General features: G+C 64.0%; 9 protein-coding genes. 8 read left to right on the forward strand and 1 reads right to left on the reverse strand.

The genetic code is table 11. From position 1 onward, the window contains the following. Nucleotides 1–24: 24 nt before the first annotated feature. Nucleotides 25–1,269, reverse strand: a complete 1,245-nt coding sequence (locus PXH66_RS15980) for a hypothetical protein (RefSeq protein ID WP_330932073.1) — start codon at nucleotides 1,267–1,269, stop codon at nucleotides 25–27. 199 nt (nucleotides 1,270–1,468) lie between these two features. Between PXH66_RS15980 and PXH66_RS15985 the strand changes: the two genes are divergently transcribed. From PXH66_RS15985 to PXH66_RS16020, 8 genes are all read left to right on the forward strand, one after another. Continuing rightward, entirely contained in the window at nucleotides 1,469–2,842 is a 1,374-nt protein-coding gene (locus tag PXH66_RS15985) for a sensor histidine kinase (protein WP_330930545.1), read from the forward strand. Beyond that, complete coding sequence (locus tag PXH66_RS15990; protein ID WP_330930546.1) at nucleotides 2,827–3,549, forward strand: LytR/AlgR family response regulator transcription factor; 723 nt, start codon at nucleotides 2,827–2,829, stop codon at nucleotides 3,547–3,549. Before PXH66_RS15985 ends, PXH66_RS15990 begins: the two co-directional genes overlap by 16 nt. 107 nt (nucleotides 3,550–3,656) lie before the next feature. Continuing rightward, nucleotides 3,657–4,376, forward strand: coding sequence for a glutamine amidotransferase-related protein (locus PXH66_RS15995; protein ID WP_330930547.1), 720 nt, complete (start codon nucleotides 3,657–3,659; stop codon nucleotides 4,374–4,376). A 10-nt stretch (nucleotides 4,377–4,386) separates the two neighbouring features. After that, nucleotides 4,387–4,725 carry a hypothetical protein gene (locus tag PXH66_RS16000; protein ID WP_330930548.1) on the forward strand — a complete coding sequence of 113 codons (339 nt, stop codon included), beginning with the start codon at nucleotides 4,387–4,389 and terminating at the stop codon, nucleotides 4,723–4,725. After that, nucleotides 4,725–6,410 carry an efflux RND transporter periplasmic adaptor subunit gene (locus PXH66_RS16005; RefSeq protein WP_330930549.1) on the forward strand — a complete coding sequence of 562 codons (1,686 nt, stop codon included), beginning with the start codon at nucleotides 4,725–4,727 and terminating at the stop codon, nucleotides 6,408–6,410. The genes PXH66_RS16000 and PXH66_RS16005 overlap by 1 nt, the downstream gene beginning before the upstream one ends. Before the next feature lie 23 nt (nucleotides 6,411–6,433). Next, nucleotides 6,434–9,628, forward strand: a complete 3,195-nt coding sequence (locus PXH66_RS16010; RefSeq protein ID WP_330930550.1) for an efflux RND transporter permease subunit — start codon at nucleotides 6,434–6,436, stop codon at nucleotides 9,626–9,628. A 7-nt stretch (nucleotides 9,629–9,635) separates the two neighbouring features. Continuing rightward, nucleotides 9,636–11,648, forward strand: a complete 2,013-nt coding sequence (locus PXH66_RS16015) for a copper-translocating P-type ATPase (protein ID WP_330930551.1) — start codon at nucleotides 9,636–9,638, stop codon at nucleotides 11,646–11,648. Between the two features lie 10 nt (nucleotides 11,649–11,658). Beyond that, complete coding sequence (locus PXH66_RS16020; protein WP_330930552.1) at nucleotides 11,659–12,462, forward strand: S1C family serine protease; 804 nt, start codon at nucleotides 11,659–11,661, stop codon at nucleotides 12,460–12,462. Nucleotides 12,463–12,529 lie beyond the last annotated feature (67 nt).

Raw genomic sequence — 12,529 nt, forward strand, 5'->3', positions numbered from 1 at the left:
AAGGGTCCGAAAAATGGGGGGATTCTAAAACTTCGTGGTAATGCCGATCCGCAGGCCGAGCCCGCTGGAGATCTCCGCCGCCGCCTCGCGGCCGTCGATTTCAAGACTCAGTTCCTCGTCGAAGTCCTCGTAGTAGGCGCTGGCGAAAAACGAGGTGCGATCGTTCAGCATCCACTCCGCGTCGACACTGCCGAAGACGCCCGCGAAGGTCTCGGTCTGGGTGTCGCTTTGCTCGCTGATCTCGTCGCTTTGGGTGTCGGCATCGATGATCAGCGTTTCCGCATAACGCATCGACAGACCGATGAGCGTGAACGTGCCGCCGCCGCTGACTTTGAGCGAAATATTGTTGATCGGCTCCCACCGCATCCACGGTCCCGAGCGCAAGGTGAAATACGCGCCGTGCACCTGCCAAAACCCCTCGATCTCCGCGCCGTCGGAGATGGTCTGCACGGTGCGATCCTGCGGCAGGTTGCCGAGCAGCGTGGAGTCTTCGACCACGTAGGTCGTGGTGATGCCATCTTCGCCGACCAACTCCACCGTCTGGTAGGACGGAGACGTGTAGCCGAGGGAGACGCCGTCGTCGTCATACTCGATGGTCGGGGCCGGGGCACCGAGCAGGGAGTAGGTGTCGGTCGTGATCACGAGGTCGGCCGTGGTCGTGCCGCGAAACTTGGCGTTGACGTCGCTCAGTCCCCACCCGCCCAGCCAACCCACCTGCCAGGCCCGCCGGCGCGGCCCCGCCCAGCGCCCGCCCTGCCACAGCACCCGCGAGTATTCGAGATCTGGATTCACCGCCTTGCCGCTTTCCGCCTCCACCACGGAGTCGTTGGGCGAGGACGCGTAGGCGTGAAACATGACACCCGTGCCATCGGCGGTAACCTGCCCCTCGTCGGCGTAGCTCCAGTTGTTGGTGGCCCCGTCGCTCAGGTTGAACGAGTTGGAGGTTTCCCCGCGTTGGTCGAATCCCACGTAACCGTCGGCGTAGACGCGGTTGCTCAGGGTGGTGGCGTCATCCTCGTCAAAATCGGTCCGAATCAAGCCGAGGTTGGAAAACTGCACCTTCGCGTTGCCCAGCAAACGGAGGCTGACGGAAAACTCGTTGTGATACGGTTCGACCAGCAAATGGTCCGGCAATGAACGCGCGTATTTATTGAGGATCTCCTCGGGTGCCGGCTCTTCCTCCGCGGTTTGCGCAGCGAGTCCAACCGGAAGGCACGAAATCAAAACCGCGCGCAAAAGGGCGGGGCAGCGGAAGCAGGTGTTCAACATGAGTGCGGAGTATGACCCGCATTTTCCATGAATTCGGGTTATCGCTGGATGAACCCCGGCCAATCCGGGACGGACCCGCCTCAGGCGGGGACGAATACATGGTGCTTTGTCACCTCGGAATGAAACCTACAGGCAAAATGGGCGTCCCATCCCGCTCGTCACCTTCCGCCTAAGCGGAACGGGGACGCCTCGATTCCTCATGCCTCCTGCTCCCGTTCCCGTTCCCTCTTCCTCGCCGTCGTCCCGCGATGCCGGACGCCGCACGGAATGGAGAATCACGGCGCTGCTCATCGCGGTGTCACTGGTGGTGGGCATCGCCTTCACCTGGCCATTGTTGCGGTTCATCGATGTCGACGCCGGCGTCGCCGCCACGCTCGTCGCGGTCGGATGGAGTCCGTGGGCCTTCCTCGCCGTCATCATCATCGCGCTGGCCCGGGTCGCGCCGCTCGACCACGATCGGTGGCGCCGCACCCTGCCCATCCACCTCGCCGCTTGCGCGACCCTCGCACTGGGCGGATACCTTTCTTCGGACTGGATCCGGGAAACGCGGATTCACAATTGGCCCCGCCTGACCCCGACCCGGCCGGCCAGGATGGTTTCGCTCTCGTCGGAAACCGTCTCCCGGCCCCGCACCGAGGTTTCTCCTGCCCCGGCGACGGAGCGCGCCCCGGAGGCATTCGCCTCCGGACCTCGCGGCGGTCCCTCCTGGCCACCCGAACGGACGGCCACCGGCGAAACGAGGGCGTTTGTCGACGGACGGCACATGCGTTTTTTTAGCGGTGAATTCCCGGAACCCGACCCTCAGTCCCTCGCAGTGGTCATGACCATCCGTTCACTCGGCTCGGGTCTGATCGTGCCGTTCTATATCCTCTTACTCGCCGTCGCCCAAGCCATGCGCAATCACCGCCGGGCCCTCGACACCGCCCAAGCGGCGGCTGAGTCCACGCACCTGCTGACCCAGGCCCGGCTGCAAGCGCTGCAAAGCCAACTGCAGCCGCACTTCCTGTTCAACACCCTCAACGCCATCACCAGCTATATTTCCACCGCCCCACGTCAGGCCGAGGAAATGGTCTGCGCGCTCAGCGATCTGCTGCGCCGTGTATTGACTTTATCACAACAACACGAAGTCACGCTGACGGAGGAGCTCGAACTCGTTGACCTCTACCTGTGCATTCAGCGTCACCGCTTCGGCGATCGACTTGATTTCGCCCCGCACATCGACCGTCGACTCCTCGACGCGGCGGTGCCGCCGCTCGTGCTGCAACCGATCGTGGAAAATGCGATCGTGCACGGCCTCGATCGCGCCACGACTCCCGGCAAGATCGAACTGCGGGCCGAGCAGATCGGTGACCAACTACGCCTCACCCTCATCGACCACCACCGCTCGACCACGACGGCCAAAGCCGGTTCGAGCCGACCCGGGGTCGGACTGGCCAATGTGCGCAACCGTCTCGCGACCCTCTACGGCGACGCCGCCAGTCTGCACGCCCAACCCCGCACCGAAGGGGGCTACTTTACCGAGATCAATTTACCGCTTCATCCCTGCCACGACCCGACATGCGAATCCTCATAGCCGACGACGAAGCGCCCGCCCGGGCGCGACTGCGCGAACTACTCGCCCATGAAAACGATATCGAAATCGTGGGCGAATACGCCAACGGCGACGATGCCATCGACGGCGCTCTCACCGAACGACCCGATCTCATTTTTCTCGATATCGAAATGCCCCGCACCAACGGACTCGACGTCCTGCAGGAGATCAGTCGCGTGATGCATCCCCGGGTCATCTTCACCACGGCGCACGCCGAATCGGCAGTCGAAGCGTTCAATCTGGAGGCCACGGACTACCTGCTGAAACCGTTTTCCCGCGCCCGCTTCGCCTCCGCCTTGCAACGCGCCCGCCGTCACGTCGCCGATGCCGGAGTTGAATCCGATGCGAACAGCGCGACCACCGACCGGCTCCTCATCAAAACCGGCAAGGGTTATCGCGTCGTGCCCGCCGAAGACATTATTTCGATTCAGGCCGCCGCCAACTACGTCGTGCTGCGCACCGCCGACAGCAAACACATCATGCGGCGCACCCTCAGCCAGTTGGTGGCGGAGCTTTGTCCCCGCCGCTTCTTCCGCACCTCGCGGTCGACCGTCGCCAATCTCCATCACGTGCGGGAGGTATCCAGCACCGCCTCGGGCCACCAGATCGTGGTGCTGAGCGATGGCAACGAGCTCCCGCTCACGGTCGGGCTGCGCGAGCTGCAAGCCCGGCTGCGCAATCTCGCCTGATCCGGCACCGCGTCGCAGCTGTCGTTCCATGTTTGGGCGACAATTGAGCGCGGAGACCGAGCGGTTTGCATCGCGCCGTCTTTCGCGGGAGCGCATGTTGGGCAGCGATGACCACCCGCCCATCCTCACGCGTCATAGTGCTCGTCGGCGATCGCGATGACACCGTCACCGCCCATCCGGCCATCGAACGCTCGCTGCAAGCCGCAGGCGCGACGTGGCAGTGGTTGCCCACGACTCAGGTGGGCAACCCCGCCGCGACTCTCCCGGCCGCCGCCGGCGTGTGGTGCGTGCCCGCCAGCCCATATCGCTCCACCACCGGCGCGCTTAACGCGATCCAGTTTGCGCGTGAAAACCGCATCCCCTTTCTCGGCACCTGCGGTGGCTTTCAACACCTGTTGCTCGAATGCGCCCGCGACCGGTGCGGCGCCGCCGAGAACGCCCACGCCGAGATCGATGGCGAGGCCGAGGACCCGGTGTGCGTGCCATTGAGTTGCAGTCTGCGCGAAGCACTGGGCACCGTGCGATTCACTCCCGGCAGTCAACTCGCCGCGTTGTTGGGCACTCGCTGCGCCGATGTCGGCTACAATTGCGGCTTCAGCCTGTCTCCCGCCTGGCAACCAAGGCTGGAAGCGGTCGGTCTCCGATTCACCGGCTTTGATGAAGCCAACGGCGAGATCCGCGCCGGGGAGTTCGCGCCCCATCCGTTCTGCATCGGCACGCTGTTTCAGCCCGAACGGGCCATATTGCGGGGCGACGTGCATCCCTTGGTCACGGCTTTTGTCGCCGCGACCAAAGAAATCCGAGGGGACAGCGTTTCGTCGGCGTAATATGCTGCGTATGAAAACTCTACTAGCGACCCTCCTCACCTTGACCTTGGCCGGCCCGGCCTTCGCCGCGCATCACGAAAACGACGCCCCCAAGGACGCGTATCCGTTATCCACCTGCGTCGTGTCCGGAGAAAAGCTCGGTGGCATGGGCGAACCCTACGTGCTCCATCACCAGGTCAAAGACCAACCCGACCGCGAAGTCCGTCTCTGTTGCGAAATGTGCGTCGGCCGTTTTAACAGCAATCCCGAGCGTTTCCTCGCCAAACTCGATGCGGCGAAAGCCAAGCAGGACGCCAAAGACACCCCGCGCCCGTCGACCAAGCCCGACCACGCCAAACACACCAACTGATGAATCCGCCCGTCCGCCCTTCCCTTCCCTTGTTTCTGGTCGTGACCGTGGTCGCGGTGGCGGCGGGTTATTTCTTCGGTCGGCCGTCGTCTGATGAGTTGGCCGACGCCGGTGCGGCCGCAGCGTCCGGCAGCGAACGCACGATCAAGTTCTACCAGAGCCCCATGCACCCATGGATCACGTCCGATCAGCCCGGACGTTGCACGATCTGCGGCATGGCGCTCGTCGCCGTCTACGAGGGCGATGCGGGTTTCGGGGACGGCGAGACGGTGAAACTCTCCGAATCCACCGCCGCCGTCATCGGTGTCGCCACCGCCGTCGCCCACGAAACCGATCTCTCCCGCACCTTGCGCGTGAACGGCACGTTTGAAACCGACCACACCCGGCATCGCGTGCTCACCGCCCGCGTGCCCGGCCGCATCGAGACGCTCTCCGTCGACCAAGTCGGCCAGATCGTCGCCGCCGGTGACCCCCTCGCCACGCTCTACAGCACCGCGATGTTGACCGCCCAACGGATCTACCTCGAACGGCTGGCCGTGGGCACGGGCGCGATTTCGGCGTCCGAAATCTCCGCCGCGCGCGAACGCCTGCTCGACCTCGGGGCCACGGATGCCGACATCGAGCGACTGGAGCAAACGCGTCGGCCCGAAGCCATCGTGACCGTCCGTGCTCCCTTTGCCGGCACGGTCATTTCCCGGGGTGAAAAGGCCTACGCCGGAGCCTACGTGAACGAAGCTGAATCACTTTTCGAACTCGGCGACCTTTCGACGCTGTGGTTCGTGTTGGACGTCTACGAGAGTGACCTCGATCTGCTGCGCGTGGGCCAGGCCGTGACGGTCACACCCGCCGGTTCCTCCGGCGATCCGCGCGTGGGCTACATCTCCTTCATCGATCCCAATCTCGATGCCATGACCCGCACCGCCAAGGCCCGCGTCGTCATGGCTAATCCCGATGGCTCGTTGCGCCACCGCCAGACCGCGACCGCCCAGGTCACCATTCCGCAGGGCCACGCCCTCACCGTGCCGCGCAGCGCCGTGCTGTTCACGCGGGCCGAGCCGACCGTATTCGTCGCGCTGCCCGATCAGGCCTACCTGCCGCGCACCGTCACGCTGGGCCGAGCCACCCCCGACAACTTTGAAATCACCGCGGGCCTGCAACCCGGCGACCGCGTCGTGACGCGCGCCGCGTTGCTTTTGGAAGGACAAGCCCAACTGGCCGCGCCGATGGCCATGGCGGCCGTCGACGAGATGCCGATGCCCCACGCCGAACCCGCCGCCGACATCGCGGCCCTCGAACCCCTCATCTTCGCCGCCGCCGATGCCGCCGCCGTGTTGGCCAACGACGATCTGACCGGCTACATTGAAACGCTGCCCGCCGTTCACGCCGCGTGGTCGGCGTATATGGAAAATGCGCCCGATGCCGCCGACGGTCCCCTCGCCGAAAAGGTCAACGCCCTCATCGACGGCCCGACCCTCAAGGAAGCGCGTGAACCGTTTGAATTGTTCAGCACCGAAATCGCCGATTTGGCCCGCGCCGCCGGCCTGCATCACGCCGGGAAAGTCTCCATCTTCCAATGCCCCATGTCACCCGTGCTCGGCACCGGTCGCTGGGTCCAACGCACCGACGAGCTGCGCAATCCGTTCTACGGCGAGATGATGCTCACCTGCGGCGAAAAATTGGACTGAGGGTTTCGGACTAGCTTCGCGCCATGATTAACCGCCTCATCCATTGGTCCCTGCACAACCGCTTTCTGGTGGTAAGTGCGTTCATCGCCGTATGCGCCTGGGGCGTGGTCGCGCTCCAGCGGGTGCCGATCGACGCGATTCCTGATCTCTCGGAAAACCAAGTCATTGTCTACGCCGATTGGCCCGGTCGATCTCCTCAAGAGGTTGAGGACCAAATCAGCTATCCGCTTTCGGTAAATCTCCAAGGCCTCGCTGGCGTGCGCACGGTCCGAGCGTCGTCGATGTTCGGGTTCTCGTTTCTCACCGTCATCTTCAACGACGACGTCGAAAACTACTTCGCCCGCACCCGCGTGCTCGAACGGCTCAACTCCATCGGCGACACGCTCCCGAACGGCGTCACCGCTCGCCTCGGCCCCGATGCCACTGGCCTCGGTTGGATCTATCAATACTACCTCAACGATCAATCCGGCACGCAGGACCTCGGCTCGTTGCGCACGTTGCAGGATACGTTCATCCGCTACCAACTCGCCGCCGTGCCGGGCGTCGCCGAAGTCGCCTCCATCGGCGGGCACGTGCAACAGTTCGAGATCGAAGTGTCATCCGCTCGCCTGCGCCAATACGACGCCACCCTCGGCGAAGTGCTCGACGCTGTCGCCGCCAGCAACCGCAACGTCGGCGGCAAGACCATCGAGGAAAACGGCGCGGAGTTCGTGGTGCGCGGCGTCGGTCTGATCGAGTCGATTGAGGATCTGGAACTCATCCCCGTGCAGGCCCGCGCAGGCACCCCGCTGCTGCTGCGTGATGTCGCCACCGTGCGCATCGGCGGCGCGTTCCGGCGCGGCGCGCTCGACGTCAACGGCCGCGAGGTCGTCGGCGGCATTGTCGTCATGCGCTACGGCGAGAACGCGTATCAGGTTATTCAGGACGTCAAGGCTCGCATCGCGGCCTTGGCCAAAGGATTGCCCGACGGCCTGACCATCGAACCGTTCTATGATCGCAGTTCGCTGATCGAGCGCGCCATCGATACGCTCAAGGGCGCGCTCACCGAGGAAATCCTGTTGGTCACGCTCGCCCACATCATCTTCCTGTTTCACTTCCGCAGCATCCTGATCGTCACGCTGCCGCTGCCCGCTTCGATCCTGATCTCGTTCATTCTCATGGATCGGTTCGGCATTCCGTCGCACATCATGTCGCTGACCGGTATTGCCATCTCCATCGGCGTGCTGGTCGACGCCGCCATCGTGATGACCGAAAACGTCATTCGCCATTGTGAACAAGCCCTCGCGGCCAAGCGCGAACCCGACGCCAAACTCACGCCCGCCGAAATCTTCGACCTCACCCTCACGGCCGCCCAACAAGTCGCCCGGCCGATCGTGTTTTCGATGGGCATCATCATTCTCGCCTTCGTGCCGGTGTTTCTGCTCGGCGGTCAGGAAGGCAAACTGTTCCACCCGCTCGCGTTCACCAAATCCTTCGCGCTGATCGGTGCCACGGTGCTCGCCGTCACGGCCGTGCCGGTGTTCTGCACCCTGTTGGTGCGCGGTCCCTTTCGTCAGGAAGACAACAACGTGCTCATGCGCACGCTGCTGCGCATTTACGAACCCGTGCTCAACGCCGCGCTCCGCCATCGCGTGGTCGTGCTGGGCTGCGCCGTCGTGCTGCTTCTGGCGGCGCTCACCCTGAGCTTTGGTTTACCCCGCGCCGTCAATGCGCGGCTGCCCGATACGATCGCCCGTCATACCCAAGGCTTCGGTCGTGAATTCATGCCGCCGCTGGAAGAAGGCGACCTGCTCTTCATGCCGGTGCTGCTGCCCGCCAACTCGCTCTCCGAGGTGAAACGTATCATGGCGTGGCAGGACGAGGTCATGAGCCAACATCCCGAGGTCGTGCGCGTCGCCGGCAAACTCGGGCGCGCCGACACCGCCACCGATCCGGCCCCGGTCGAGATGATCGAAACCACCATCACTTTGAAACCGAAGGCGGACTGGCGCCCCGGCGTGACCAAGCAACAGATCGTCGACGAACTCTCCGGCCTGCTCACGCAAGTGCCCGGCTACGTGCCCGGCTTTCTCATGCCGATTGAGAACCGCATTCTCATGACCAGCACCGGCATTCGCGGCCAGGTGGGCGTCAAAATCTTCGGCGACGATCTCGACGCTTTGCAGCGCAAAGCCTTCGAAATCGAAAAAGTCGTGGCCGCCGTGCCCGGCGCGGTCGGCGTCGCGCCTTCTCGCGTGCAGGGTAAACCGTATCTCGAAATCCGCCTCAAACGCGAGGCCATGGCGCGCTACGGCCTGCGCGCCGACAACGTCCTTCAACTCGCCGAAATCGGTATCGGCGGCACCGTTGCAAGCACGACCATCAAAGGTCGCGAACGCTGGCCCATCCAGGTCCGCCTCGACGCCGCCGATCGCCTCGACATCGAAACCCTCGGCGATCTCCCCTTGCCGACGCCGAGTGGCGCGATCATCCGCTTGTCCCAAGTGGCCGAGGTTGTGCGCGTCCTGGGACCAAGTGAAATCGCCTCCGAAAACGGACGCCTCCGTGTCTTTGTGCAGGCGAACGTGCAGGACCGCGACCTCGGCTCGTTCGTCGACGAAATCAAACAACGCATCGAAGCCGAGATCACGCTCGGCCCGGGCATGACGATCACTTACGCCGGCCAATACGAAAACCAACTACGCGCCCGCAACACGCTGCGCGTCATGGTGCCGGCGGTGCTCGTGATCATCTTTCTCATGCTCACGATGACGTTCCGCTCCGCCGCCGAAGCCGCGCACGTCATCCTCGCCGTGCCCTTCGCGCTGACCGGCGGCGTGTTTTTGCAATGGTGGCTGGGATACCCGTTTTCGGTCGCGGTGTGGGTCGGCTACATCGCGCTGTTCGGCACCGCGATCCAGACCGGCGTCGTCATGGTGGTATATTTGGAGGAAAGCGTTGCCGCCGCCCGGGCCGCCCACGGCCGCGAGCTCACGTTGCCCGAACTCACCACCGCCGTGGTGGCGGGAGCCAAACTCCGGCTGCGCCCGAAAGTCATGACGGTCGCGACGACGGTCGCTTCGCTCACCCCGCTCTTCTGGCTCGATCGCAGTGGCGTCGAAGTCATGCGCCCCATCGCCGCTCCGGTCGTCGGCGGCATGATCTCCAGCCTGCTCCACATCCTCATCGTGACCCCGGTTATCTTCCTCTGGCTGCGGCGGCCACGCACCCGTAACTAAGAGCGTAATGAAAAACGACGAACCCGACGCCCACGAGATCGTCTACATGGGCATGCCGCACGAACGCGTGCTGCGGCCGCGGTTCTATCTGGCCGTCGCGTTGACGCTCCCGGTGCTGATTCTCGCCATGGGGCCGATGCTCATCCCGGCTTGGTCGCACGGTTTCCCCGGTCTATCCCACACCACCAATGGTTGGCTGCAACTGGCGCTCAGCACGCCGGTGTTTTTCTGGTGCGGCTGGTTTTTCATCCGGCGGTGGTGGTGGTCGATCGTCGAGCGCGACACCAACATGTTCACGCTCACCGTTACCGGCACGGGCGCCGCGTATGGCTACAGCCTCGTGGCCCTGATCTGGGGCCATCATTTTCCGCCCGCGCTGCTCACGGCGCACGGCGTGCCGCTGTATTTCGAAGCCACCGCGTTCATCACCACCGTGGTGCTGCTGGGACAGATTCTTGAGCAACGCGCCCACGCTCGCACCGACGCCGCGATTCGCAGTCTCATGGACCTCACGCCGCCCATTGCCCACCGGATCGATTCGGACGGACAGGAGACCGATGTGCCGCTCGCCGCGGTGCAGGTCGGCGACCGCCTGCGTATTCGGCCGGGCGAAAACCTGCCCGTCGACGGCGCGGTTGCCGGGGGTCGCAGCGAGGTCGACGAATCGATGCTGACCGGCGAACCCGAGCCCGTGCTCAAAACCGTCGGCGACGCGCTGAGCGCCGGCACGGTCAACACTTCCGGAGCCATGGTAATGACCGCTCGCTCGGTCGGCGAAGATACCTTGCTGGCCAAGATCATCAAACTGGTGGAGGAGGCAGCCGACAGCGACCCGCCCATCGCCCGACTCGCCGATCGGGTTTCGAATGTTTTCGTGCCCACCGTGGGCGCCATCGCGTTGATCTCGTTGGCGAGTTGGTGGATCTGGGGTGGCGACCAAGGCTGGCTCTGGGGGCTCCTCAATGCGGTCGCCGTGCTGGTCATCGCCTGCCCCTGCGCGCTGGGGCTCGCGACGCCCGTTTCGATTGTCACCGGCATCGGTCGCGGCGCTCAAGCCGGCGTGCTCGTCAAGGACGCGACCGCCCTTGAACGCCTTGCCCATGCCACCACTCTGCTCATCGACAAAACCGGCACCCTTACCGAAGGCCGGCCCCGGGTCGTGGCGGTGGAGGGTGATGCCGACACCGTTCTTGCCCTCGCCGCCGCCGTTGAATCTCACAGCGAACATCCACTCGCTCGCGCCATTGTCGACGCCGCCCAGGAACGTGCCCTCCCCGTTCCGGCCTCAACCGATTTTCACAGCGAACCCGGACACGGCGCCCGCGCCACCATCGACGGAGCAATCATCGAGGTGGGTCGCGTCAGCCCCGACGCGCACATTGCCGCGCATCCGCATGCTTCGCTCGTAGCCGTCAAACGGGGCGACGCGTTGCTCGGTCTTATCGCGTTGGAAGATCGCATCAAGGCCAGCACCCCCGCCGCACTACGCGCCCTCCACGCCCATGGAATTCGCGTGGTCATGGTCACCGGCGATCGCGCGTCCGCCGCGCGTCGGATCGCCGATGAGTTGGGACTCGACGCGGTGCATGCCGAAGTCACACCCGCGCGCAAACAAGAGCTCGTCAACGAGGCCAAGGCCCAGGCAATCGGTCAGGCCACCATCGTCTTTGCGGGCGACGGCATCAACGACGCCCCGGCCCTCGCGGCGGCGGATGTCGGGGTGGCCATGGGCACCGGCACGGACATCGCCATGAACAGCGCCGGACTCGTCCTCGTGCGCGGTGACCTCGCCGCACTTGCTGCCGCCGTAACGCTCGCCCGGGCGACCTTGCGCAACATCAAACAAAATCTGTTCTTCGCCTTCTTTTACAACAGCCTCGGCCTGCCACTCGCCGCCGGACTCCTCTATCCGCTCACCGGCTGGCTGCTGCACCCGATGTTTGCGGGCGTGGCGATGAGCCTCAGCTCCATCAGCGTCGTCACCAACGCCCTGCGCCTGCGCCGGGTGCGCCTTAACTGAATCAAATCGGATGAATTTACCCCGCTCCGTTTTACCGCTCACTCTCGCCGCTTTACTGGCCTCAAGCGGATGCACGTCGCTCAACCTTCCTTCGGCCCAGAAACGCCAAGCCTCCATCGACGAAGCCAAGGCATTGTTGGGCGACGATTGGAACCGTATTCAGCAATCCATCTTCGTCATATTCAGCGACGACGCGGCTTTCGCTCCTTATGACGAATTCATCGATGGAAAATCGATCTTTCGCGGGCTTCCCGAAACATCCCGCAGCGGCACCGCCGCCGCCATCACGACAGATGGCTATCTGATCACCGACATGCATGTGCTGGGTCAAAATGTTTGGGTCTTCGGTTACATTGGTGAGAAAATGGGGTTCCTCCGTGCTCGGATCGTGCATGAGGAGGCGACCGAGGAATACGGTAGTGAAGTGGCCCTGCTCCATATCGAAGGCCTCTCCTGCCCCGCGATTTCGCTCGGTCGCATCACTCCGGAACTCGAGCGTGTGATCGCCGTCGGCACGCATCGGGAAGGCCCACTTAACATCGAGCCACTGGCCGGCCGTCTCACTACACCGCCCATGCTTCCGGTCGACGGTAAAAGCGTCGTGCTGCGCTCGGATCTTCCCTTCAAGCCCGGTGATAGCGGCGGTCCGTTGCTGACGGTCGATGGCGACCTGATCGGGGTGAACAACAGTTGGGTGCGGCCGTGGCACTCGCTCAAAATCACCAGCCTGTCCTGCGCTCCCGATCCTGATACGATTCGTGGTATCATTGAGGAAGACCGGCGGCGCCCGTCCAAGACCAAGCCATCGCTGTAACGTTTGTGACATTTGCTCCGACGTGACGGTCAGGTGTCGACGTTGTGACGGTTTCGTTACACTAATG

The organism is Synoicihabitans lomoniglobus (assembly GCF_029023725.1).
Taxonomy (GTDB): Bacteria; Verrucomicrobiota; Verrucomicrobiia; order Opitutales; family Opitutaceae; genus Actomonas; species Actomonas lomonigloba.